This is a genomic window from Streptomyces ovatisporus (genome assembly GCF_042653885.1).
Classification (GTDB): domain Bacteria; phylum Actinomycetota; class Actinomycetes; order Streptomycetales; family Streptomycetaceae; genus Streptomyces; species Streptomyces ovatisporus.
The window spans coordinates 38,685-61,946 of record NZ_JBHSFH010000003.1; the positions used below are offsets into that span (position 1 = coordinate 38,685).

Annotated in this window: 19 protein-coding genes and 1 riboswitch; of the genes, 12 read left to right on the forward strand and 7 right to left on the reverse strand. The window is 71.7% G+C overall.

Annotation, left to right across the window (positions count from 1 at the left end):
• Positions 1-571 precede the first annotated feature (571 nt).
• The 6 genes from ACFPA8_RS01935 (at position 572) to ACFPA8_RS01960 (ending at position 8,455) form a co-directional block, all read left to right on the forward strand.
• Entirely contained in the window at positions 572-1,927 is a 1,356-nt protein-coding gene (locus tag ACFPA8_RS01935) for an ABC transporter substrate-binding protein (RefSeq protein ID WP_386441262.1), read from the forward strand.
• A gap of 471 nt (positions 1,928-2,398) precedes the next feature.
• Positions 2,399-3,268 (forward strand): HalD/BesD family halogenase, encoded by an 870-nt coding sequence (locus tag ACFPA8_RS01940; protein ID WP_386441265.1) that lies wholly within the window; start codon positions 2,399-2,401, stop codon positions 3,266-3,268.
• Between the two features lie 158 nt (positions 3,269-3,426).
• The gene (locus tag ACFPA8_RS01945) at positions 3,427-4,278 is read left to right on the forward strand and encodes a class I SAM-dependent methyltransferase (RefSeq protein ID WP_386441267.1); all 852 of its coding nucleotides are present in this window, start codon (positions 3,427-3,429) and stop codon (positions 4,276-4,278) included.
• Positions 4,279-4,382: 104 nt separating this feature from the next.
• Positions 4,383-6,185 carry a choline/carnitine O-acyltransferase gene (locus ACFPA8_RS01950; protein WP_386441270.1) on the forward strand — a complete coding sequence of 601 codons (1,803 nt, stop codon included), beginning with the start codon at positions 4,383-4,385 and terminating at the stop codon, positions 6,183-6,185.
• A 115-nt stretch (positions 6,186-6,300) separates the two neighbouring features.
• Positions 6,301-7,113 (forward strand): SDR family oxidoreductase, encoded by an 813-nt coding sequence (locus ACFPA8_RS01955; RefSeq protein WP_386441273.1) that lies wholly within the window; start codon positions 6,301-6,303, stop codon positions 7,111-7,113.
• A 157-nt stretch (positions 7,114-7,270) separates the two neighbouring features.
• On the forward strand, positions 7,271-8,455 hold the full coding sequence (locus tag ACFPA8_RS01960) for an acyl-CoA dehydrogenase family protein (protein ID WP_386442758.1): 1,185 nt from the start codon (positions 7,271-7,273) through the stop codon (positions 8,453-8,455).
• A gap of 184 nt (positions 8,456-8,639) precedes the next feature.
• Here the strand turns inward: ACFPA8_RS01960 and cobN are convergent, their stop codons facing one another.
• Positions 8,640-12,284: a cobaltochelatase subunit CobN gene (cobN, locus tag ACFPA8_RS01965; protein WP_386441276.1), complete on the reverse strand. Its 3,645-nt coding sequence runs from the start codon at positions 12,282-12,284 to the stop codon at positions 8,640-8,642.
• A 50-nt stretch (positions 12,285-12,334) separates the two neighbouring features.
• Positions 12,335-12,420, reverse strand: a riboswitch (cobalamin riboswitch).
• A 126-nt stretch (positions 12,421-12,546) separates the two neighbouring features.
• Between cobN and cobG the strand changes: the two genes are divergently transcribed.
• The 3 genes from cobG to ACFPA8_RS01980 are packed head-to-tail and all read left to right on the forward strand — an operon-like array spanning position 12,547 to position 16,275.
• Positions 12,547-13,908 carry a precorrin-3B synthase gene (gene cobG / locus ACFPA8_RS01970; protein ID WP_386441279.1) on the forward strand — a complete coding sequence of 454 codons (1,362 nt, stop codon included), beginning with the start codon at positions 12,547-12,549 and terminating at the stop codon, positions 13,906-13,908.
• Positions 13,909-13,912: 4 nt separating this feature from the next.
• Entirely contained in the window at positions 13,913-14,620 is a 708-nt protein-coding gene (locus ACFPA8_RS01975) for a precorrin-8X methylmutase (protein ID WP_386441281.1), read from the forward strand.
• Positions 14,617-16,275: a precorrin-2 C(20)-methyltransferase gene (locus tag ACFPA8_RS01980; protein ID WP_386441284.1), complete on the forward strand. Its 1,659-nt coding sequence runs from the start codon at positions 14,617-14,619 to the stop codon at positions 16,273-16,275. The genes ACFPA8_RS01975 and ACFPA8_RS01980 overlap by 4 nt, the downstream gene beginning before the upstream one ends.
• Here ACFPA8_RS01980 and ACFPA8_RS01985 read toward each other — a convergent pair.
• The gene (locus tag ACFPA8_RS01985; RefSeq protein WP_386441287.1) at positions 16,261-17,061 is read right to left on the reverse strand and encodes a cobalt-precorrin-6A reductase; all 801 of its coding nucleotides are present in this window, start codon (positions 17,059-17,061) and stop codon (positions 16,261-16,263) included. The two genes, ACFPA8_RS01980 and ACFPA8_RS01985, sit on opposite strands and share 15 nt — an antisense overlap.
• A gap of 17 nt (positions 17,062-17,078) precedes the next feature.
• Here ACFPA8_RS01985 and ACFPA8_RS01990 point away from each other — a divergent pair, with 17 nt between their 5' ends.
• Complete coding sequence (locus ACFPA8_RS01990; RefSeq protein WP_386441290.1) at positions 17,079-18,227, forward strand: cobalt-precorrin-5B (C(1))-methyltransferase; 1,149 nt, start codon at positions 17,079-17,081, stop codon at positions 18,225-18,227.
• A 132-nt stretch (positions 18,228-18,359) separates the two neighbouring features.
• Here ACFPA8_RS01990 and ACFPA8_RS01995 read toward each other — a convergent pair whose 3' ends face one another.
• From ACFPA8_RS01995 to ACFPA8_RS02015, 5 genes are all read right to left on the reverse strand, one after another.
• The gene (locus ACFPA8_RS01995) at positions 18,360-19,016 is read right to left on the reverse strand and encodes a maleylpyruvate isomerase N-terminal domain-containing protein (protein ID WP_386441292.1); all 657 of its coding nucleotides are present in this window, start codon (positions 19,014-19,016) and stop codon (positions 18,360-18,362) included.
• 143 nt (positions 19,017-19,159) lie between these two features.
• Positions 19,160-19,933, reverse strand: a complete 774-nt coding sequence (cobM, locus tag ACFPA8_RS02000) for a precorrin-4 C(11)-methyltransferase (RefSeq protein WP_386441293.1) — start codon at positions 19,931-19,933, stop codon at positions 19,160-19,162.
• Positions 19,930-21,213, reverse strand: a complete 1,284-nt coding sequence (cbiE, locus tag ACFPA8_RS02005; RefSeq protein WP_386441295.1) for a precorrin-6y C5,15-methyltransferase (decarboxylating) subunit CbiE — start codon at positions 21,211-21,213, stop codon at positions 19,930-19,932. The genes cobM and cbiE overlap by 4 nt, the downstream gene beginning before the upstream one ends.
• A gap of 101 nt (positions 21,214-21,314) precedes the next feature.
• A complete protein-coding gene (locus ACFPA8_RS02010) occupies positions 21,315-21,521 on the reverse strand; it encodes a DUF397 domain-containing protein (protein ID WP_386441298.1) in 207 nt (68 codons plus the stop codon).
• On the reverse strand, positions 21,518-22,348 hold the full coding sequence (locus ACFPA8_RS02015) for a helix-turn-helix domain-containing protein (RefSeq protein WP_386441300.1): 831 nt from the start codon (positions 22,346-22,348) through the stop codon (positions 21,518-21,520). Before ACFPA8_RS02015 ends, ACFPA8_RS02010 begins: the two co-directional genes overlap by 4 nt.
• A 114-nt stretch (positions 22,349-22,462) precedes the next feature.
• Here ACFPA8_RS02015 and ACFPA8_RS02020 point away from each other — a divergent pair, with 114 nt between their 5' ends.
• Both ACFPA8_RS02020 and ACFPA8_RS02025 read left to right on the forward strand, forming a co-directional pair.
• The gene (locus tag ACFPA8_RS02020) at positions 22,463-22,900 is read left to right on the forward strand and encodes an ATP-binding protein (RefSeq protein WP_386441303.1); all 438 of its coding nucleotides are present in this window, start codon (positions 22,463-22,465) and stop codon (positions 22,898-22,900) included.
• Between the two features lie 40 nt (positions 22,901-22,940).
• Positions 22,941-23,147 (forward strand): dihydrofolate reductase family protein, encoded by a 207-nt coding sequence (locus ACFPA8_RS02025; RefSeq protein ID WP_386441305.1) that lies wholly within the window; start codon positions 22,941-22,943, stop codon positions 23,145-23,147.
• The last annotated feature ends 115 nt before the right edge of the window (positions 23,148-23,262 follow it).

The following is a 23,262-nucleotide window of genomic DNA, read 5'->3' on the forward strand; positions in this document are numbered from 1 at the left end:
GTGCCGCGGGTGCGGCCGGGGCTCCCGTCGAGGCGGGTTATTACCCGGCGTATCACCGCCACTCGCCCCACTCGGATATTCATTGCCACACTTCGGCTATTCGACCTTCCTTCGTATTCCGACTTTGTCGACGTAATCGACGTTCCCGGTGAATTCGCTGCCACAGGCCGTCTTCGGCGCATCACCGCCGGGCACGGTCTGAGATTTTTTCGTCGCCTTCTGCAACAACCGTGTCGCTGCTCAGCACACTCCACTACGTTGTCTGGCGCGAACACCTCGCGAACCGGTCGGGTCAGACCAGCCCGTCTGACGCCGTGACGGGCCAGATTGCGCCGTGAGCGCTGCCCGCACGGCGGGGGCAGCATGCGCTCACTGGAGACGCCCGTCCAACGCTCGTCTTCGCGTGGCGACGGACAGTTGAACAGGGAGTTCCAGCAGCGCTCCGGACCGGGCGTGTGACCGCTTCGTCTTCTCCGGCCGAGGCGACTGCTGCGCCAGCAATACGCGCTCCACTGCGAAAGGTGAACCGGCGCGATTCAGCACACGGATAAGCTGCCTCGAAAGAGAAATCATGAGAAAACCTCGCAAAGCGGTATCAAGACTGTCGGGGGCCGCCCTGGCACTCGCCGTCACGGCGACTGCCTGCAGCGGCCTCAGTCAGGGTTCCGGCGACCAGGAGTTCAGCGGCCAGACGCTCACCGTCGCCGGCACCTGGGTCGGCGGAGAGGGCAAGGCCTTCCGGAAGGTGCTGGACGGCTTCACCGCGAAGACGGGCGCCAAGGTGAAGTTCGAGTCCAGCCGAGCCACCGGCGTGGATGACTTCGCCGCGTTCATCCGGGACAAGATCAAGACCAAGAAGTCGCCCGACGTGGCGATGGTGCCGCAGGTCGGCGTGCTCCAGCAGTTCGCGCAGAAGGGCTGGCTCGAACCACTTCCGCCGAGGGTCGAACTCGAAGCCGCCCGCAACTTCGCGCTGGTGTGGCAGAACTACGGCAGCTACAGGCGTGTCTTCTACGGCATGTACTTCAAGGCCTCCCACAAATCGACCGTCTGGTACAACCCGAAGGCGTTCGAGAAGGCCGACGTACAGCCGCCCGGCGATTACGACGAGATGCTGACGGCGGGCAAGAAGCTCGCCGCCGCGGGTTACCCCGCGTTCTCGGTCGCCGGCAAGGACGCCTGGCCGCTGACCGACTGGTTCGAGAACATCTACCTCGCCCAGGCCGGCCCCTCCAACTACGCCAAGCTCGCCACCAACGAGATCGGCTGGACGGACCCGACCGTCGTCAAGGCGCTGAAGACGCTCGGACGCCTGGTCAAGGACCAGGACCTGGTCGCCGGAGGGGGCACGGAAGCCCTGCGGACCGACCTGAACGAGTCCGTCGACGCGGTCTTCGGCAAGGACCCCAAGGCCGCCATGGTCTACGAAGGCGACTTCGTCGCGAGCATCATCGCCGGCGAGGAGAAGAAGAACGTCGACAAGACCGCCAAGTTCTTCCCCTTCCCGAAGGTCGACGAGGGCGAACCGCCCGTACTGAGCGGCGGAGACGCCGCGGTGGCGATGAAGGACTCGAAGAACAAGGACCTGGCCATGTCCTTCATCGAGTACCTGGCGAGTCCGAAGGCCGCCGAGATATGGGCCAAGGAGGGCGGCTTCCTGTCTCCCAACATCAACCTCGACCTGGACGCCTATCCGGACGAGACCACCCGCAAGATCGCCAAGTCCCTGGTGGACGCGGGCGAGGCGGTGCAGTTCGACATGTCCGACCAGGCCCCGGGCCCCTTCGGCGGAACTCCCGGACAGGGTGAATGGCAGCTCCTGCAGGACTTCGTACGGGACCCCTCCAACCCGGAGGCGACCGCCCGGAAGCTGGACGCGGCAGCAGCGAAGGCGTACCTCGACGCTTCAGCAACGGGCACGGGGTGATCGCCGCAGAACACCGCAGCACCGCACAACGCTGAACTCCCCTGCGGGGGTGCAGCGTCGACGTCCGGCTCGCGCGAGCAGCCGCCGGACGCCGACTGGTGGTGACGGCGTGGGGGCCGTCCCACTCCCCGCCCGGCCCGCGACCGGGCAGACAGGCATGACCGGCCTTGGCAGGTGTTGCCGCAGGCGCCGCTGACGAGGCGCGCCGCCCCGGCAGCGCCCGGGCCGCACCGAGGGGGACCGCGGGTCCCTCCACGGCAGCCGGCCGGGCCAGCCGCGCGCGCCGCCGGTGAACGGCACACCCGCATGGCGCCGTACGCGCAGCCACGGACGTCTGCCGTCCTCCCTCCCGGCGCCTCTCCGCTCTGCACCCGTTGGTCACGTGTGGCGTGTCACAGACAACCGGGTCCGCGCTGTGGGAGCTTCAACTCTGTTACTACTCAGTAGAGTTGAGATTCCGGAGAGGACCAGATGAGCACTTCGGAAGCCCTGCCCCTTGAAGACCTGGTCGACACGGCCCGGTATCCCCTGTCGGATCTGGACGGCGCGGCCGGGGCCGCCGTCGTCTCCCGCGCCCGGCGCGAACTGGCGGCCGACGGCTGCACAGTGCTCCCCGACTTCATCAGCCCGTCGCTGCAGGGTCTCCTGCAGCAGGAGTGCGCGGCAATGGCTCCCCGCGCGCACTTCGACGTCGCGACGGTCAACGTCTACAACATGGCCGTCGACGCCGACCTCCCGGAGGACCATCCGGGCCGTACGGCCTTCGAGCGGGGCAACGCCTTCGTCCCCCGCGACCGCGTCCCCGCCGGCTCCCTGATCAGCCGGCTCTATTCCCACACGCTCTTCCAGCAGTTCGTCGCGCGCTGCTTCGAACTGCGCGAGCTGCACGAACTGGCCGATCCGCTCTCCGGGTTGGTCCTCAACGTCGTCGAGCCCGGCATGGAACACCCCTGGCACTTCGACACCAACGAGTTCACCGTCAGCATGCTCACCCAGGAGGCGGAGGACGGCGGCGTCTTCGAGTACTGCCCCAACATCAGAAGCGCGGAGGAGGAGAACTTCGGCCGGGTACGGGACGTCCTCTCCGGCAGGGGCGGGGAGTCGACCCGGCGGCTGCCTCTCCGTCCGGGAGACCTCCAGTTGTTCAAGGGCCGCTACTCGCTGCACAGGGTCAGCCCGGTGCGGGGCCGAGTGGCCCGGCACTCGGCGATATTCGCCTACAGCGAGCGTCCGGGTGTCATCGGGAGCGTGTCGCGGACGCGGCAGCTCTTCGGCCGTGTCCTGCCCGAGCATCTGGCTGCCGAAGGCAAGGCCGTACGGGGCGACCGGCTGCTGGACTGACCTCCGGCCCGGCCTCCCCGGCCGAACCTGCCCCGCCGAACCTGCCCCGCCGTTCCTGCCCCGCCGTTCCTGCCCCGCCCGACCGCCCGACGCCGGCGGAACGCGCCCGGCGCACCCCCGCGACTCCCCCACCGCGACGACTCCCAGGAGCAAATCCCGTGCGCTTCGACGCCACCGGCAAGGTCTCGCTCGACCACATCTACACCCAGCCCGATCCGCGCGCGTACTTCACCCAGCTCCGCCGACTCGACTACCGCGTCCCCCAGGAGGCCAAGCCCTACTTCGCCAAGTTCATCGAGGAGTACCGGGAGGCGCGGGGCGTGGAGGTGCCGAAGATCCTGGACGTCGGCTGCTCCTACGGCATCAACGCGGCGCTGCTGAAGTACGACGTGACCATGGACGCCCTCTACGCGCGCTACCACGACGAGCGGGCCGGTGCCGAAGGTGCGGCACCGGCAGAGACCACCGCCGCACTGCTCGCCAGGGACCGGAAGCTGGCCAGATCGCATCTGCCCGCGCGCCGCACCCGCTTCCTCGGACTGGACACCTCGGCGAGCGCGCTGGCGTACGCGCTCGAAGCGGGGTTCCTGGACGAGGTCGTCCAGGCGGACCTGGAGCAGGACGAACCGACGGAGCATCAGCGGGCGCGGTTCGCCGGTACGGATCTGGTGATCTCCACGGGGTGCATCGGCTACGTCACCGAGCGCACTCTTACGCGTATCGTCCGTTCCATGGGTGAACACCGGCCCTGGATGGCGCACTTCGTACTTCGCATGTTTCCCTTCGACCCCGTCGAGCAGGCGCTCGCGCAGCTCGGCTACGAGACCGTCCGCTTCGACGAGGTCCACAAGCAGCGCCGGTTCGCCTCGCGGGACGAACAGGCGCTCGTGCTGAAGACGATGAGGGAAGCCGGAGTCGATCCGCGGGGCCTGGAGGAGGAAGGCTGGCTGTACGCGCAGCTCCATCTCTCCCGCCCCGCCGGCGCGGGCCTGTCCGGCCCGTCCGCGTAGAACCCCGGCGCCGTGTGCCCGGAGGACGAAAAGCCCGCACCTGCCACCCGTATCAACGAACCGAAGAGAGAGCAGAATTGAACAGCAGTCAGGGAAGTGCGACCGTGCCGACCTTCGCGCAGGAGGACTCGCTGCCGCGCGTGCCGCTGCCCACTCTTGAGGAGAGCTGCGAGAGGTTCCTCGCCTGGTGCGCACCGCTGCTCACTCCGGACGAACTCGCCGCGACGCAGGCGGAGGTGGAGGAATTCCAGCGGCCCGGCGGCTGGGGACGTGTCCTGCAGTCCGCCCTGGAGGAGTACAACGCCCGGGAGGAGGTGAACAGTTGGCTGGACACCTTCTGGCCCTACCGCTACCTGGGGCGCCGGGACCGTATCGCTCTCAACGCCAACTTCTTCTTCCTCTTCCAGGATTCGCACCGGCCGCAGGTGGAGCGTGCGGCCGGGCTCGTCGCCGGAGCGGTGGCCTACAAGCGGCAGATCGACCAGGAGGCCATCCCGCCGGTGGTGCTCCGCGGCCGTCCGCAGTCGATGGAGCAGCACAAGTATCTCTTCTCCAGCACCCGTATCCCCGGCGTCGAGCTGGACACCTCCCGCACTCCCTACTCGGACGAGTGGCCGGGCCCGTCGCAGGCACGGCACGTCGTGGTCCTCCACAAGGGGCAGATGTTCCGGATGGACGTCCTGGGCGGGGACGGCACGCCGCACAGCCTCGGCGATATCGAGTCGGGACTGCGCGCGGTCATGAAGGCGGCAGCGGAACCGGCGGCACCGGACTCCTCGGTGGGGCACCTGACGACGATGGCCCGCGCCGAGTGGGCGAGGACGCGGGAGTCGCTCATCGCCCTCCACCCGGGCAACGCCGAGTCGCTGGAGGTGATCGAGACGGCGCTCTTCTGCGTCTGCCTCGAGGACTTCGCGCCCGCGGACACGCAGGAGGCGTGTGACGAGCTGCTCCACGGCGACCGCGGCAACCGCTGGTTCGACAAGGCCGTCTCGATCGTGGTCTTCGAGGACGGCCGTGCCGGTCTGAACATCGAGCACTGCCAGCTGGACGGCACCACCGTCCTCAGCTTCACCGACGCGTTGCTGAACAGCACGCCCGAGGAGCACGTCGCCCTCTCGGGGGCACGTTCGCAGGGTCAGCCCGCGGTGGAGCCGGTCGGCTTCGCGCTGGACGACTCGCTGAAGGCACAAGTGCGCTCCGCCGCCGACGCGTTCGCCCAGTACGGGCGCGACACCGCCACGCGCACCGTCTCGTTCGAGGACTTCGGCAGCAGCGCCGCGAAGGCGCTGGGGGTGTCGCCCGACGCGTTCGTGCAGCTCGCCTACCAGCTCGCGCACAAGAGGGCCAAGGGCCACCTCGGCGCGACGTACGAGTCCATCGCCACGCGGCAGTACCGGCACGGGCGGACCGAGGCGATGCGTGTCGTCACGCCCGAGATGTTCGACTTCGTCGCGGCGATGGACGACGCGTCGGCGGACGGAGAGACGCGGCGCGCCGCGTTCCGTGCGGCGGCGGAGAAGCACGTGGCGCGGGCGAAGGAGTGTCAGGCCGTCGAGGTGCCCGAACAGCACCTGTGGGAGCTGGAGTTGATCCAGCGGCGCCGCGGCGAGGAGCTCGGCGTGCCCGAGCAGCCGGCGCTCTTCCGTACCCCGGGCTGGCTGACGATGCGGGACGACTACCTGAGCACCAGCTCCGCCCCCTCCGTCAACATCCAGTACTTCGGCTTCGGTTCGACCAGCAGCCGCTGCATCGGCGTCGCCTACGTCCTGCTGCCGGACCGCTTCAACCTCTACCTGAGCACGCCGAAGACGGTGGCGGAGCAGATGCACACCTTCGCCGACTGCCTGCGGGACGCGGTGTCCGAACTGCGTGAGCTGCTCGCGGACGGGCGTACGGTCGGCTGAACTCCCCTCTTCCCGGGTCCTGCTGCGTCCGCGGAAGGCCCGCCGCGGGGCCCGGGGAAGGCGGAGCGGGGTGAGGCAGGGCACCCTCGTAAAGAACACGGTCATACTGACGGTCATGTCCAGTCCTCACGGTGCGGGCAGCCGCCCCGAGCAGCAGACCACCGCCGGGCCGAACGGCGCCGCAGCAGCCGGAGTCGCCCTCGTGACCGGGGCATCCCGCGGTCTCGGTGCCGCGATAGCAAGGCAGTTGGCTGCCGACGGGTGGCCTGTCGCCGTCAACTACAGGTCCGACGCGGCCGGGGCCGCGGGTGTGGTGGCGGACATCCGCGCCGAGGGCGGCACTGCCGAAGCCCTGTGCGCGGACGTCACGGACGAGGAGTCGGTCACCGGCCTCGTCGCGCAGGCCACGCGGTCCCTGGGCGGCCCGGTCGAGGTGCTGGTACTGAACGCCACCGGCCCCCAGCCGGCCGTCCCGGTCGAACAACTCACCTGGGAAGCGCACCTGGACCAGCTGCGCTTCTTCGTCAAGAGCCCCACCCTGCTGCTGCGGGCCGCCCTGCCCGGCATGAAGGCCCGGGGCCGCGGCAGAGTGATCCAGATCGGCTCCGACATGTTCGAACGCGCCCTGCCGGCCATGTCCGCGTACGTCGCGGCCAAGGGGGCGCAGCTCGGTCTGACGCGTTCCTGGGCACGGGAGTTGGGTCCGCACGGGATCACCGTCAACCTCGTGGCCCCCGGCTGGGTGCCCGTCGAGCGTCATGCCTCGGCGACCGAGGAGGAACTGGGCGAGTACACGTCCGAAGTTCCGCTGGGCCGCACGGGAAGCCCCGGCGACGTCGCGGCGACCGTGTCGTTCCTGGCCTCCGGCGCTGCCGCGTTCATCACCGGGGAACGCGTCACCGTCAACGGCGGGCACACCATCGACTGACGCAGCCGCCCCGACGCGCACCGGAGATCCGGGAGACGTGGTGTGGCGACGGGTTCACCGTGCGTAGCGTGGCGTGGCTTCGCCGCAGGTCGGCCTGTAGCGTGCGCAGAGATCCGACGCAGATTGCGGCGTGGAAACGCTGTCCGTGGACGAGGAGATCTCCGTGGCCCCCGTGACACCTCAGAGCCCGCTCGGCCTGTTCGGCACCGACTCGCTCATCGGGGAGGAGGACCGTGCGATCCGGGACACGGTCCGCAAGTTCGTCGAGGACAAGGTGAAGCCGAAGCTGGCCGACTGGTACGAGGCCGGTTCCGTACCCGCCCGCGATCTCGCCAAGGAGCTGGGCTCGCTGGGCGTCCTCGGGATGCACCTGACGGGCTACGGCTGCGCGGGGACCAGCGCCACGGCGTACGGCCTGGCCTGCATGGAGCTGGAGGCGGGCGACTCGGGGCTGCGGTCGCTGGTGTCCGTGCAGGGTTCCCTCGCGATGTTCGCCATCTGGAAGTACGGCAGCGAGGAGCAGAAGCAGCAGTGGCTGCCGGCGATGGCAGCCGGTGAGGCGATCGGCTGCTTCGGGCTCACCGAGCCGGACTTCGGGTCCAACCCCGCGGGGATGCGTACGCGCGCGCGGCGGGACGGCTCCGACTGGGTGCTCGACGGCACCAAGATGTGGATCACCAACGGGTCGGTGTCCGACGTGGCCGTGGTGTGGGCGCAGACCGACGAACGCATCCGCGGGTTCGTCGTCCCCACCGGCACCCCCGGCTTCTCGGCTCCCGAGATCAGGAAGAAGATGTCGCTGCGCGCGTCGGTGACCTCCGAGCTGGTGCTGGAGGGCGTGCGGCTCCCCGAGTCGGCGGTGCTGCCGGACGCGGCGGGGCTCTCCGGCCCGCTGTCGTGCCTCAACGAGGCCCGCTACGGCATCGTCTTCGGCGCTCTGGGTGCCGCTCGCGACTGCCTGGAGACCGCGATCGGCTACGCCAGGGAGCGCGAGATCTTCGACAAGTCCCTTGCCGCGTACCAGCTTTCGCAGGCGAAGCTCGCCGACATGTCGCTGGAGCTGGGCAAGGGAATGCTGCTGGCGCTCCACCTGGCCCGGCTGAAGGACGCCGGGGCGCTCCGGCCCGAACAGGTCAGCCTCGGCAAGCTGAACAACGTACGGGAGGCCATCGCGATCGCCCGCGAGTGCCGCACCCTGCTCGGGGCCGCGGGCATCACGCTGGAGTACCCGGTCATGCGGCACGCCAACAATCTGGAGTCCGTGCTGACCTACGAGGGGACGTCCGAGGTTCACCAGCTGGTGATCGGACAGGCCCTGACGGGCGAGGCGGCCTTCCGCTGAGGTGGCACTTCGCGAGGTGGCCTTTCGCGAGGCGGCCTTTCGCCGAGGCGCCCTCCGAAGGCCCGGCCCTGAGCAGCCGGGTTGTGGTTCCCGCCTCCACCAGGACGTGCCGCGGCCTGTCCTGGTGGAAGCTGCTCGGAGCAGGCCGGCGGCTCAGGGGAAGCTCAGCGCAAGGGAGTTCGGCTCACTCGTCGTCCTCCAGCTCGCCCTCCGTCTCCAGGAAGACCCGCCGCAGCTCTTCGAGCACGGCCGGGTCGGGCTCGGCCCACATGCCACGGGACTCCGCCTCCAGGAGGCGTTCCGTGATGCCGTGCAGGGCCCACGGGTTGGCCTCCTGGAGGAAGGCGCGGTTGTCCGGGTCGAGGACGTAGGACGACGCGAGCTTGTCGTACATCCAGTCGGCCACGACGCCCGTCGTCGCGTCGTAGCCGAAGAGGTAGTCGACGGTGGCGGCGAGTTCGAAGGCCCCCTTGTAGCCGTGCCGCTTCATCGCCGCGATCCAGCGGGGGTTGACGACGCGGGCGCGGAAGACCCGTGAGGTCTCCTCCACGAGGGTGCGGGTGCGTACGGTCTCGGGCCGGGTCGAGTCGCCGATGTACGCCTCGGGTGCGGTGCCGCGCAGTGCGCGTACCGTGGCGACCATGCCGCCGTGGTACTGGAAGTAGTCGTCGGAGTCGGCGATGTCGTGCTCGCGGGTGTCGGTGTTCTTCGCGGCCACCGCGATGCGCCTGTAGGCCGTCTCCATCTCCTCGCGGGCGGGGCGGCCTTCGAGTTCACGGCCGTAGGCGTAGCCGCCCCACGCCGTGTAGACCTCTGCCAGATCGGCGTCGGTGCGCCAGTCCCGTGAGTCGATGAGCTGCAGCAGGCCCGCTCCGTACGTGCCGGGGCGGGAGCCGAAGATGCGTGTGGTGGCGCGGCGTTCGTCGCCGTGCACGGCCAAGTCGGCCTGGGCGTGTGCCCGTACGCGGTTGTCCTCCCCGGATTCCTCCAGGGACGCGGCGAGCCGCACGGCGTCGTCGAGCAGACCCACGGCGTGCGGGAAGGCGTCGCGGAAGAATCCGCTGATGCGCAGTGTGACGTCGATGCGCGGCCGCCCCAGCTCCTCCAGCGGCACGGGTTCGAGCCCCGTCACTCGACGCGACGCGTCGTCCCAGACGGGACGGATGCCGAGCAGCGCGAGCGCTTCGGCGATGTCGTCCCCCGAGGTGCGCATCGCGCTGGTGCCCCACAGGGACAGGCCGACGGAGCTCGGCCATGCGCCGTTGTCGGCGCGGTAGCGCTCCAGAAGGGAATCGGCGAGGGCGACGCCGGTGTCCCAGGCCAGGCGGCTGGGCACGGCCTTGGGATCGACGGAGTAGAAGTTCCGGCCCGTCGGCAGCACGTTGACCAGGCCGCGCAGCGGAGAGCCGGACGGGCCCGCCGGTACGGACCCGCCGGCCAGCGCGTGAACGGCGTGGTCGATCTCCTGCGTGGTGGCGGCCAGCCGCGGCACGACCTCGCGGGCCGCGAAGTCCAGTACGGCGCCCACCTGCTGACGCTGTTCCCCGGGCAGCGGGGCGAGAGTTCCGGCGACGGCGTCGGGGTCCCAGCCGGCCTCCTCCATCGCCTCGACGAGCGAACGGGCCGCCGCCTCGGCGGCGTCGGCGCCGCTGCGGTCGCCCGCCGACTCGTCCAGGCCCAGCGCCTCACGAAGCCCCGGCAGGGTGGTGGCGCCGCCCCAGATCTGGCGTGCGCGCAGCACCGCGAGGACGAGGTTGACACGTTCGGGGCCCTGCGGTGCCGCGCCCAGCACGTGCAGGCCGTCGCGGATCTGGGCGTCCTTGACCTCGCACAGCCAGCCGTCGACGTGCAGCAGGAAGTCGTCGAAGCCCTCGTCGTCGGGACGTTCCTCCAGGCCCAGGTCGTGGTCGAGTTTCGCCGCCTGGATGAGCGTCCAGATCTGGGCGCGGATCGCGGGCAGCTTCGCCGGGTCCATGGAGGAGACGGCCGCGTACTCGTCGAGGAGCTGTTCCAGCCGCGCGATGTCGCCGTAGGACTCGGCACGTGCCATGGGCGGCACGAGGTGGTCGACCAGCGTGGCGTGGGCGCGGCGCTTGGCCTGGGTGCCCTCACCGGGGTCGTTGACGAGGAAGGGGTAGATCAGCGGCAGGTCGCCGAGGGCGGCGTCGGGGGCGCACGTGGCGGACAGGCCGGCGTTCTTCCCCGGCAGCCACTCCAGGTTGCCGTGCTTGCCGAGGTGGATCATCGCGTCGGCGCCGAAACCCCCGTCCTCGCGAGGCGCGGAGATCCAGCGGTAGGCCGCCAAGTAGTGGTGGGAGGGCGGCAGATCGGGATCGTGGTAGATCGCGACGGGGTTCTCGCCGAAGCCGCGCGGCGGCTGGATCAGGATCAGCAGATTGCCCCGGCGGAGGGCGGCGAGGACGATGTCGCCGTCCTCGTCGCGGCTGCGGTCGACGAACATCTCACCCGGTGGCGGGCCCCAGTGCTCCTCCACCGATTCCCGGAGTTCCGCCGGAAGTCGCCCGTACCAGCGGCGGTAGTCGGCGGCGGGGATGCGTACGGGGTTGCGGGCCAGCTGCTCCTCGGTGAGCCAGTCCTGGTCGTGGCCGCCTGCCTCGATGAGGGCGCGGATGAGTTCGTCGCCGTCCCCGGACTCCAGTCCGGGCACGGGCCCGGCACCGCCTCCGGCATCCCCGGCTCTCTCCTGCTCCCCGAAGTCGTAGCCCTCGTCCCGCAGTCGGCGCAGCAGGGCGACCGCGCTGGCCGGTGTGTCGAGACCGACGGCGTTGCCGATCCGGGAGTGCTTCGTCGGGTAGGCGGACAGCACGAGAGCAAGTCGCTTGTCCGCAGCGGGAGTCCGGCGCAGCCGGGCGTGCCGCACCGCGATCCCGGCGACACGGGCGGCGCGTTCGGGGTCGGGGACGTAGGCGGGCAGGCCGTCCTCGTCGATCTCCTTGAAGGAGAACGGCACGGTGATCAGACGTCCGTCGAACTCGGGTACGGCGACCTGACTTGCGGCGTCGAGAGGTGAGACTCCCTCGTCGTTCTGCTCCCACGCGCTGCGCGGGCCGGTGAGGCAGAGGGCCTGCAGGACGGGCACGTCGAGGGAGGCGAGTGCGCCTGCGTCCCATGCCTCGTCGTCGCCGCCCGCCGAGGCTTCGGCGGGCCTGGTCCCGCCGGCGGCCAGCACAGTGGTGACGACGGCGTCCACGGGCCGCAGCGCGTCGAGCAGTTCGGGTTCCGGCGCGCGCAGCGAGGCCACGTACAGCGGAAGCGGCCGGCCTCCGGCGTCCTCGATCGCACGGCAGAGGGCGTCGACGAAGGCGGTGTTGCCGCTCATGTGGTGCGCACGGTAGTAGAGCACCGCGACGGCCGGCCCGTCCGCATCGGGCCGGGTCTCGCGTTCCAGCGGGCCCCAACTGGGCGCCGCGGCGGGCGGATCGAAGCCGTGCCCCGTCAGCAGAACGGTGTCGGAGAGGAAGCGGGCCAGCTGCTCCAGGTTGGCGGGGCCTCCGTGCGCGAGGTAGGCGTGCGCCTCGGTCGCGATGCCGACGGGCACCGTGGAGTGCTCCATCAGCTGTGCGTCGGGCGCCTGTTCGCCGGTGAGGACCACGACGGGACGGCCCTGGGAGAGGACGAGCTCCAGCCCCTCCTCCCAGGCGCGCACTCCGCCCAGCAGCCGCACGACGACGAGTTCGGCGCCGTCGAGCAGCCCGGGGAGCTCGTCGAGGGCGAGCCGGGAGGGGTTGGCGTAGCGGTAGGGCACCGGGCCGGCCGCGGAGCGTGCGCTGAGCAGATCGGTGTCGGACGTGGACAGCAGCAGAATCATGCGACAGGCCTTCCTCGGGGTCCGCGCCCCGGGCGGTGAAGAGACGGCGGGAGTTCCTGGCTCGCCCTCACGTGCTCAGTGCGCACGTGCCGGGCTCACAGTGGCGGGACCGCGCCGGATTTCCACCGGCTTCCTCCCCTGATGCCGTCGCTGACGGTGGCGGGCCGCGCGGCCCGCCGTGGAACATCGTAAGGGCCGCGGCAGGAGCGCGGGGCATACGGGCACGGCGGCCTCCGCCCAGGCCGTCGGTATGCTCGCCGCCATGCCGCAACTCGCCTCCACCCCACGGGAACGGGACGGAACGGACGTCCCGGCGCAAGATGCCCGGCCCGCCCGTGACCGCGGCGACGCCTGCCCCGGAGCGCTGCGTCTGCACTCCGCCGACGACGGCGCCCTGGCCCGTATCCGCATCCCCGCCGGCCTGTTGAACGCTCCGCAGGCGCACGCGCTCGCCGAGACGGCTGCCCGCATGGGCGACGGCCACGTCGACATCACCTCACGCGGCAACCTCCAACTGCGGGGCCTGGACGGGCAGAAGGGCGCTGAGCTGGCGGCACGTCTCGACGAGGCCGAGCTGCTGCCGTCGCCCCGGCACGAACGCGTACGCAACATCGTGGCCTCCCCGCTCAGCGGTCTGGACGGGCTCGGTCACGCTGATGTGCGGCCGTGGGCCGCCAGGCTGGACGAGCTGCTCTGCCGGAGCGAGGACGCGTCGCGGCTGTCGGGCCGGTTCCTCTTCGCCCTCGACGACGGCCGCGGTGACGCCGCCGGCCTCGAAGCCGATGTGACATTGATCGCTCTGCCCGGCCGCTCCGAGGCCCTGCTGCGGGTGGGTGACGGGCCCGAAGGCATGCGTGTGCCGGCCGAAGACGCCCCGGCCGCGGCGCTGCTGGCGGCCGAGACCTTCCTCACTGCCGTGCGGGAAAGCGGGTCGCGGGTCTGGCGGGTGAGTGAACTGCCGCAGGGGCGGGAGCAGTTCACCCCTCGGCTGGCGGGCCGGCTGAGCAGCCGTGGCATCCCGGCGCGGCTGGTGACCGGCCTGTCCACGCCTGCCGGTTCCCCTCCACCGCCGGGCGTCGTGGACGGCGGAGCGGGCCGGTGCGCCCTGTCCGTCCTCGCCCCGCTGGGGCGCCTGACGTCGGCGCAGCTGCACCGACTGGCCTCCCTCGCCGAGCAGTTCACGGACGCGGACGGCGGTGACGCGAACGGGGAACTGCGGATGACGCCCTGGCGCGGAGTCGTGCTTCCCGGACTGCCGCGGGCGGACGCCCAGGCGGGGCTGCGGCAGCTGCACGATGCCGGGCTGATCACGGACGGGGCCTCCCCCTGGCTCGGTGTCAGCGCCTGCACGGGCCTGCCGGGCTGCGCCCGTTCGCACCGCGACGTACGCTCCGACGCCGCCCGCCCGGCCGCCGGAACGCCTGCGGGAACGTCACTGCTCCCGGTCCACTGGTCCGGCTGCGAGCGCCGTTGCGGACGCCCCAAGGGTGACGTGGTCGATGTCGTGGCGGGCGAGGACGGCTATACGGTGGCGGTTCAGGCAGAGGGCTCCACACGGGAGCGGCCCGTGCCGGACGGGGAACTCGCCCACGCCGTCGCATCAGCACGTGCCGAACGAGAGTGACGGGATGAGCGACAGCGCAGTGTCCGAGCACGACGAGCACGCCCAGCACCACGAGCACCACGAGCACGACGAGCACCCGAAGCACGAGTACCGCTACGAGAAGGACGGTGCGGCGATCTACCGCCGGTCCTTCGCCACCATCCGCGCAGAGTCCGACCTGTCCGGCCTGCCCCCGGACGTCGCCCAGGTCGCCGTCCGCATGATCCACGCCTGCGGCATGGTCGACCTCGTCCGCGACCTCGCCCACACCCCGCAGGTGGTCTCGCGCGCACGCGCGGCCCTGCGCGCCGGTGCGCCGGTCCTGTGCGACGTGTCGATGGTGGCGAGCGGCGTCACCCGCAGGCGGCTGCCCGCGGACAACGAGGTGGTGTGCACGCTCTCCGACCCCTCGGTGCCGGAACTCGCCGCCCGCATGGGCACCACTCGCAGCGCCGCGGCGATGGAGCTGTGGCGGGAGAGGCTGGAGGGTGCCGTGGTGGCGGTGGGCAACGCGCCGACCGCTCTGTTCCGGCTGCTGGAGATGGTCGAGGAGGGCGCGCCCCGCCCGGCTGCCGTCATCGGTGTGCCGGTCGGTTTCGTCGGCGCCGCCGAGTCCAAGGACGCACTCGCGGCGCACCCGTCCCGCCTGGACCACCTCGTCGTACGAGGACGACGCGGCGGCAGCGCGATCGCCGCGGCCGCGATCAACGCGATAGCGAGCGAAGAAGAGTGAACGAGCAGCAGAATCCACAACAGCCGCCCGAGCGGGATTCCGGCCAGGACGCCGCCACGCAGCACCGGCGGCACCGGGACCCGGCGCGAGCGGCCTCCCCCGGCCGCCTCTACGGGGTCGGACTCGGCCCCGGCGACCCGTCGTTGATGACCGTGCGGGCGGTGCAGGTCATCGCCGAGGCCGACGTCGTCGCCTACCACAGCGCCCGGCACGGCCGTTCCATCGCGCGGGCCATCGCCGCGGAGCACCTGCGCCCGCACCACATCGAGGAGGCGCTGGTCTACCCCGTCACGACGGGCACCACCGACCATCCCGGCGGCTACAAGGGCGCGATCGAGGAGTTCTACGCGGAGTCCGCCGCACGCCTGGCCGAGCATCTCGACGCGGGCCGCACCGTCGCCGTCCTCGCCGAAGGCGACCCGCTCTTCTACGGCTCGTACATGCACATGCACAAGCGGCTCGCCGGCCGCTACCCGACCGAGGTCGTCCCGGGCGTCACCTCCGTGAGCGCTGCCGCGTCCCGGCTGGGTACGCCCCTCGCCGAGGGCGACGAGGTGCTGACGATCCTGCCGGGCACGCTGCCCGAGGAGGAGCTGACCGCGCGTCTCGCCGCCACCGACGCCGCGGTGGTGATGAAGCTGGGCCGTACCTTCCCCGCCGTGCGCAAGGCCGTCGAGGGCGCGGGCCGGCTGGCCGAGACCCACTATGTGGAGCGGGCCACGATGAGCGGCGAGCGCACCGGCATGCTGGCGGAGGCCGACGCGGACTCGGTGCCCTACTTCTCCCTCGCGGTGCTCCCGAGCCGCGCGGGCCGGGAGCCCGAACCGCCGCAGTCCGGCGCCGGCGAGGTCGTGGTGGTGGGCACGGGCCCGGCCGGACCGCTGTGGCTCACCCCCGAGGCACGCGGTGAACTCGCCGCCGCGCAGGACCTGGTGGGCTACACCACCTACCTCGACAGGGTGCCGGTACGCCCCGGTCAGCAGCGCCACGCCTCCGACAACAAGGTGGAGTCCGAACGCGCCGAACTCGCCCTCGACCTCGCGCGGCGGGGCCGGCGCGTGGCCGTCGTCTCGTCCGGCGACCCGGGTGTCTTCGCGATGGCCAGCGCCGTGCTGGAAGTCGCTGCCCAGGAGCCGTACCAGGACGTGCCGGTGCGGGTCGTACCCGGCGTGACGGCGGCGAGTGCGGCGGCCGCACGCGCGGGTGCGCCCCTGGGGCACGACTACGCCGTCATCTCCCTCTCCGACCGTCTCAAGCCCTGGGAGGTCATCGCCGGACGGCTGGCGGCGGCAGCGTCGGCCGATCTGGCGCTCGCGCTGTACAACCCGGGCTCACACAGCCGTACATGGCAGGTCGGCAAGGCCCGCGAACTGCTGCTGGAACACCGCGCTCCGGACACCCCGGTCGTCGTGGCCCGCGACGTGGGCGGCCCAGGAGAGCGGGTGCGGACCGTGCAACTGGCCGACCTCGCACCGGAGGAGGTCGACATGCGCACGATCCTGCTCGTCGGGTCGTCCCGTACGAGGGCGGTGCGGCGCGGTGACACCGGCGAGCGCGGTCCGCGCGACCGGAGCGCGGTCCGCGGCGGGGAGAGTGCCACGGCCACCGTCTGGACGCCCCGCCGGTACGTGCCGGAGGAGTCACCCGAGCCGTGACCGCACCCAGGCCGCGGCCTGCTCCGGCTCCTCCACGGTCTGCGTGCCCGCCACGACGGGCGGCCTGCGCACGAGGACGACGGGCAGGCCCGCCTCGCGGGCGGCGGCGAGCTTGGGCGCGGTCGCCGCGCCACCGCTGTCCTTGCTGACCAGGACGTCGATGCGGTGTCTGCTCAGCAGTTCGCGCTCGCCTTCGATGCCGAAGGGGCCGCGGTCGAGCAGCGTCACCAGGTTCCGGGGACGGGGCGGCTCCGGCGGGTCGACGGACCGCAGCAGGAACCACAGGTCGTCGAGGTGCGCGAAGGCCGGCAGGCCCGTGCGTCCGGTGGTGAGGAAGACCCGCTTCCCCAGCGCCGGCAGTGCTCCGGCGGCCTCTGCCAGCGACGCGACAGAATGCCAGTCGTCGCCCTCGGCCGGTTCCCAGCCGGGCCGCCGGAGCACGAGCAGGGGAACATGGACGAGGGAAGCGGCCTGCGCCGCGTGGGAACTGATCGTGCCGGCGAAAGGATGGGTGGCGTCGATGAGCACGTCCACCTTGTGCTCGCGCAGCCAGCGCGCCATGCCCTGTGCTCCGCCGAACCCTCCGACGCGCACGGCACCGGGCACCTGCGCGGGCCTTGCGACGCGGCCGGCGAGCGACGTCGTGACGTGCAGCGGCGCCGGCCCCGCGGGGGCCCGCTCCGCCCGGTCCTCCAGCAGCAGCCCGGCAAGGCGCCGGGCCTCCGTGGTGCCGCCGAGGATCAGCACACGGCGCGCGGGGCCGTCGGTCTCGGCGGCACGGTGCATCAACAGCAGGACCTTCCATGACGACGTCTGATTCCGGAGCGCGGGGCTCCGCCGGCGGCGGACGCGACGCCCAACTCAAACACACGGGTCTGCGACCCGGATGGACGACCGGCGCCTGCGCGACGGCCGCCGCCACCGCCGCCTACACGGCCCTGCTGACCGGCGAGTTCCCCGACCCGGTGACCATCACCCTGCCCAAGGGCCGGACTCCCTCCTTCGCGCTGGCCGTCGAAGAACTCACCCGGGCGCCGGAGCGGGAGGCCATGGCGGGCGTCGTGAAGGACGCCGGCGACGACCCGGACGTCACGCACGGCGCCCTGATCCGCGTACGGGTACGGGCGCTGCCGCCCGGCTCCGGCGTCGTCTTCCGCGCCGGGCCCGGCGTCGGCACGGTCACCCGCCCCGGTCTCCCCCTCGACGTGGGCGAGCCCGCGATCAACCCGGTGCCGCGGGAGATGATGCGCGACCACCTCGGCCGCGTCGCCGCCGGGCACGGCATCACCGCGGACGCCGAACTGACCGTCTCCGCCGACGACGGCGAGGAGATCGCCCGCTCCACCTGGAACCCGCGCCTGGGCATCCTCGGCGGGCTCTCCATCCTCGGCACCACGGGCATCGTGGTGCCTTACTCCTGCTCGGCGTGGATCGACTCGATCCGGCGCGGCGTCGACGTGGCACGCGCGGCCGGGCGTACGCATGTGGCGGGCTGCACCGGCTCGACGTCGGAGCGTACGGTCACCGCCGAATACGCCCTGCCTGACGACGCGTTGCTCGACATGGGCGACTTCGCCGGGGCCGTCCTGAAGTACGTACGCCGCCATCCCGTCCGGCGGCTCACCCTCTGCGGCGGCTTCGCGAAGCTCTCCAAGCTCGCGGCGGGCCACCTCGATCTGCACTCCGCACGTTCCCAGGTCGACAAGGGATTCCTCGCCTCACTGGCCCGCGAAGGAGGCGCCGGCGAGGAACTGGCCGCGGCCGTCGCCCACGCCAACACGGGCCTCGCCGCACTCCAGTTGTGCACGGCCGGGGGTGTGCCACTGGGCGATCTGGTGGCCGCAGCGGCACGGGACCAGGCCATCGGGGTGCTGCGAGGCGCACCGGTCACCGTGGACGTCATCTGCATCGACCGTGCGGGCACGATCGTCGGCCGCTCCGCGCCACGCTGACCGGAGCCGGAGCACCACCGGCCCGGCCGTAACTCTGCGCACCCGGCGGCCTGTTGGACGCCCGCGTCCGGTCCGTCCGCATGCCTGTCCGTCCGTCTGGCTGCCCGTCTGTCCGTCCGCAGGGGACGGCTGTCAGCCGAGGAAGAGCGGCAGTTTCGCGGCCTGCTCACCGAGTTCGGCCTTCTCCTCGCCGGTCGGCGCCCGGCGGCCCGTCCCGACCAGGAGGGCGTCCCTGTCCGTGAACGACGCGGGGAACGCCGCGCCGGCGATCTCCTCCAGCAACGCGCGGGACCGGGCCAGCCCCTCCGCGGGCGGTCCGGCCGCGTCCGGGAGGTGCGCGACGAGGTCGAGGTGGTGGAGCGTCCATTCCAGGACGTACGCGGTCAGGTAGTCGCCCACGGTCAGGACCTCGTCCCGGGTGCTCACCCGGACGCCGTGGTCGGCGAGTTCGGCGGCGCGTCCGGCGGCGGAGCCGACGTCGTCGAGGTGGAACTTGAGCAGGCGCGGTTCCTCGTACGCGGCGGCCAGCCGGACCGTCAGCGCGTCGAGCGGGTCCTCCCCGGTCGGCGGCCGGTCCTCGACCTTCCAGTAGGTCGACGCGTTGACGGTCGGGGGCGTTCCCGCAGGGGTGACGAGCGTGATCAGGACGTCTTGCGCGTCGATGACCAGGTGGCACACGAGGTCCCGGACGAGCCACCCGGTGCAGCCGGACGGACGCGCGAAGTCTTCGTCCGGGAGTTCGGCGACCGCCCTGCGCAATGCCGTCCAGGTGTGTGAGAAGAGATCCACCTCGGCAACGTAGTGCGGTGCCGGAACGGCGGACAAGCGCATTTCGGGGACGGCGGGCCGCGTACCTGGACGATCGGCTCCGGCGCCCGCCGCGCGTCCCCGACCTGGCTCGACCGGCCCCGGTACAGCGGGGAGCGGTTCCGTCAGCCGGCGCTCCCGCACGGTGCCTGCCCGCTCCCCCGGTCCCGGTGCGGCGAGTAGAGGTGGCTGTCGCCGAACTGCTCGGCGGCCAGGGTCCGTCCGACCATGATGACGGCCGTACGCACGATGCCCGCCTCCTTCACCTGCGCCGCGATCCCGTCGAGTGTGCCGCGCAGGACCGTCTCCTCGGGACGGCTGGCCATGGCCACGACGGCGGCGGGGCAGTCGGGGCCGTAGTGCGGCAGGAGTTCCTCCACGACGCGGTCCACGTACCCGGCAGCGAGATGCAGCACGAGCAGGGCACGGCTGCGTCCCAGCGTCGCGAGGTCCTCGCCCTCGGGCATGGCCGTGGCACGGGCGGCCACGCGGGTCAGTACGACCGTCTGCCCGACTGTCGGCACGGTCAGTTCACGCTTGAGCGCGGCTGCCGCGGCGGCGAACGCCGGTACGCCCGGCACCACTTCGTACGGCACACCAGCGGCGTCGAGGCGCCGCATCTGCTCGGCGACGGCGCTGAAGACGGACGGGTCGCCGGAGTGCAGCCGTGCCACGTCGTGCCCTGCCTCGTGGGCTCCGACCAACTCGGCCGTGATGCGGTCCAGATCGAGCCGGGCCGTGTCGATCAGACGGGCGCCCGGCGGGCATTCGGCGAGCAGCTCCCGCGGCACCAGGCTCCCCGCGTACAGGCACACCTGGCAGGCGGCGAGCGTCCGTACGCCGCGCACCGTCATGAGGTCGGCGGCGCCGGGGCCCGCGCCGATGAAGTAGACCGTCACTCTGTTTCTCCGCTCGCAGCGTCGTTCGTCCCAAGGGCCGGGCGGCCGGGGCGCGTTCTGGTGACGGCCCACTGGGTGACGGGCATGGCCTGCCGCCAGCCGGTGAAGCCCCCCACGGGCGCCGCCTGCGCGACGGCCAGCCGGAAGAGTTCGCCGCCGTGCCGCCGATGCCACGCCGCCAGCAACGCCTCGGACTCCAGCGTCACGGCGTTGGCGACCAGCCTGCCGCCGCCCGCCAGCGCATCCCAGCAACCGTCCAGCACGCCCGGCGCCGTCAGACCGCCGCCGATGAACACGGCGTCGGGTGTGGGCAGTTCAGCCAGGGCGGCAGGTGCTTCGCCCCGCACGACCTGGAGCGACGGCACCCCCAGGGCATCCGCGTTGCGCCCGATGCGCTCCGCCCGCACCGGGTCCCGCTCGACGCTCACCGCCCGGCAACTGCGGTGCGCGCGCAGCCATTCGACCGCGACGGAGCCCGAACCGCCCCCGACGTCCCACAGCAGTTCGCCGGGCGCGGGCGCGAGAGCCGCCAGCGTCGCCGCCCGCACGTGACGTTTCGTGAGCTGGCCGTCGTGCTCGTACGCCCCGTCCGGGAGGCCCGGCACGAGCGAAAGCCGTGGCTCCTCACCGGACCGGCGGCACTCCAGGGCGATGACGTTGAGCGGATCGCCCGGCGGATGCGTCCATTCTCCGGCGGTGCCTTCGACCTGACGCTCCCGCTCCCCGCCGAGCTGTTCCAGTACGCGCATGCGGGTCGGCCCGAAGCCGCGCGTCCGCAGCAGCCCGGCGACCTCGGCGGGCGTCGCCGCTCCGGCGCTGAGTACGAGCACCCTGCGCCCGTCGTACAGGGCGGCGGTCAAGTTCTGCCCGGGACGTCCCACGAGCGTGACGACCTCGGTGTCCTCCACCGGCCAGCCGAGCCGGGCACAGGCATAGCTGACGGACGACGGCTGCGGCAGCACCGACAGCCGTTCCGGGCCCGCCACTTCGGCCAGTGCGCGGCCGATCCCGTAGAACATCGGATCGCCGCTGGCCAGTACGCACACGCGCCGGTCCCCGTACTCGGCGAGCAGCCGGGGGACGGCCGGACGCAGAGGCGACGGCCAGGCCACGCGCTTCCCCGTGCACTCCGGCGGCAGCAGGGCGAGTTGGCGCTCACCGCCGATGAGCACCTGCGCCTCGCGCAGCGACTCGCGGGCGGCCGCGGCGAGGCCGGGCCAGCCGTCGGCGCCGATGCCGACGACGGTCACTGCCGGCCGGGTGGGACATGCGCTGGCCACTGCTGCTACCTCGAACCTCGGGAGGGGGACGCAGCCGACTCTACTGACCGGTCACGGGCCCTCTCCCCGGCAGGGCACCCGGGTACTCCCAGGTCGGGGCTTCAGACCGTCCCGTCGGCGAAGCGGACGAAAGCCGCCCAGGCGCCGGGGGTCGCGGAAAGCACCGGCCCGGCGGGCCTCTTGGAGTCGCGCACCAATACCGCACCAAAGGCGGCCACCTCGACGCAGTTGCCGCCCGCATCGCTGCTGTAGCTGGACTTGAACCACTCGATCCCGCTCGAACCTCGCGCACCGGCTGTGCTGTTCATGATCCTCCCGCCAGATCGTCCAGCAACTTCACGCTCTCCTCGGGGCTGAGAGCCTGCGAGCGCAGCATCCCATACTTCTGGTGATACGAACTGACCTCATCCGGCTCGTCGACGAGGAAGCCGACGTGCTGGCCTTCGATGTAGGCGAGATGATCGTGATCGGGTGTCTCCAGGAGCACCATGGGACCGGCGAGCCCGGCGTGACTCTCGCGACTGGTCGGCATGATCTGGAGCCCCAGGAAGGGTAGTTCGGCGCAGCTTCGCAGGTGCCGGATCTGCTCCCGCAACGTTTCGGCTCCACCGATGGGCCTGTGCAGAATCACCTCCTCCAGCAGAAAGTTCATCATCGGCGGCCACGGCTTCCGTTCGAAGATCCGCTGCCGGTCGAGCCGTGCTGAGGTCCACTCCTCGACCTCCTCCGGACTGATGGGCGGGTACAGGCAGGAGAACACCGCCCGCGCGTAGGCCTCCGTCTGGAGCAGCCCCGGCACCACGTGGTTCTCGTACGACAGCAGCGTCAGCGCCTCCTGCTCGTGCTCGACGAAGTCCTGGGCGAAGGCCGGGAACCTCTCACGCTCCGGGACGTTCGCCACTGCCACCGCCAGTACGCCCTTCGTGTCGAGCAGTTCGTCGAGCTGTTCGGCCAGGTCGGGCTTGAGAGGTCTGCGGCCCTGCTCGATCGAGCCGATCGTGTCCTCGTGCACGCACAGCCGCTCGGCCAGCGCGGGCTGCGTGATGCGGGCGGCCCTGCGGAACTGGCCGACCTGGGCGCCGATCACGTGCCAGGACGAGTACTTCTTGGGCTTCTTGTTCCCCACCGGCTGCATGCGCGCGCTCCTTTCCCCGCCCCGCGCCGTACACGAGCGCGCCGGCGCCGTACGGTGCATCCGTACGGGTTGACTCCCTGGTCAAGGTTAGTGACCCACTGTGACAGTCGTCTCATGAACGACGAGATCCGACCCTCTCTCGCCCGCGCCGCCTTCTTCCGGCGCGAACGCCGATCCGTGCCCGCCGCCAGGGAGTTCGCGGCACGGGCGCTGGCCGACTGGCGCGCGGGCGCCCGTACCGACGACGTGCTGCTCTGCGTGAGCGAGCTGGCGACCAACGCCGTGCTGCACGGCGTTCCGCCGGGCCGCGGCTACAGGCTGCATCTGCTGCTGGCGCCCTCCGCCGGTCGTCTGCGCGTCGAGGTGCACGACAGCGGTCCGGGTCTGTCGCGCGTACGGGAGCGCGGGGCCGGTGCCGAGGACGTCGGCGGAAGGGGACTGCGGCTGGTCTCGGCACTCGCCGACAAGTGGGGAGCCGACGCGCGGGACCCCGGCAAGACGGTGTGGTGCGAACTGTCCCTGTGCCCGGGCCGCCCGGGCGACGCGGGCTGAACGGGGGCTGACCGGGGGCGAGTACAACGCCGACGCCGAGGTGCTCGTCGCGGGCGGCGCGAAGACGGTGCAGCAGTTCCTCGCGGCCCGGCTGCTCGACGAGCTGCACCTGCACCTCGTGCCCGTCGTGCTCGGAGGCGGCGAACGGCTGCTGGAGAACGTCCAGGACCCCGTACTCGAACCGGTGAGCGTCACCGCCTCCCCCACGGTCACCCACATCAAGTACCGCGTCGTGCACGACCGTTGAGCGAGGACGACCGTTGAGCGAGGCGGCCGGACCGCTTCGGTTGACGCCCGCTGTCCCCAGTACCGCCCGGGCCCCCTGGCCAGGACCGCCCACCGGCCCCGATGCTGGACCGGGC

What these genes read in the sequence shown, in the direction of transcription:
- ACFPA8_RS01935 (WP_386441262.1), top strand. Translation starts at nt 572, where the DNA reads ATGAGAAAACCTCGCAAAGCGGTATCAAGACTGTCGGGGGCCGCCCTG.
- ACFPA8_RS01940 (WP_386441265.1), top strand. Translation starts at nt 2,399, where the DNA reads ATGAGCACTTCGGAAGCCCTGCCCCTTGAAGACCTGGTCGACACGGCC.
- ACFPA8_RS01955 (WP_386441273.1), top strand. Translation starts at nt 6,301, where the DNA reads ATGTCCAGTCCTCACGGTGCGGGCAGCCGCCCCGAGCAGCAGACCACC.
- cobN (WP_386441276.1), bottom strand. Translation starts at nt 12,284, where the DNA reads ATGATTCTGCTGCTGTCCACGTCCGACACCGATCTGCTCAGCGCACGC.
- cobG (WP_386441279.1), top strand. Translation starts at nt 12,547, where the DNA reads ATGCCGCAACTCGCCTCCACCCCACGGGAACGGGACGGAACGGACGTC.
- ACFPA8_RS01975 (WP_386441281.1), top strand. Translation starts at nt 13,913, where the DNA reads ATGAGCGACAGCGCAGTGTCCGAGCACGACGAGCACGCCCAGCACCAC.
- ACFPA8_RS01985 (WP_386441287.1), bottom strand. Translation starts at nt 17,061, where the DNA reads ATGCACCGTGCCGCCGAGACCGACGGCCCCGCGCGCCGTGTGCTGATC.
- ACFPA8_RS01990 (WP_386441290.1), top strand. Translation starts at nt 17,079, where the DNA reads ATGACGACGTCTGATTCCGGAGCGCGGGGCTCCGCCGGCGGCGGACGC.
- ACFPA8_RS02010 (WP_386441298.1), bottom strand. Translation starts at nt 21,521, where the DNA reads ATGAACAGCACAGCCGGTGCGCGAGGTTCGAGCGGGATCGAGTGGTTC.
- ACFPA8_RS02015 (WP_386441300.1), bottom strand. Translation starts at nt 22,348, where the DNA reads ATGCAGCCGGTGGGGAACAAGAAGCCCAAGAAGTACTCGTCCTGGCAC.
- ACFPA8_RS02020 (WP_386441303.1), top strand. Translation starts at nt 22,463, where the DNA reads ATGAACGACGAGATCCGACCCTCTCTCGCCCGCGCCGCCTTCTTCCGG.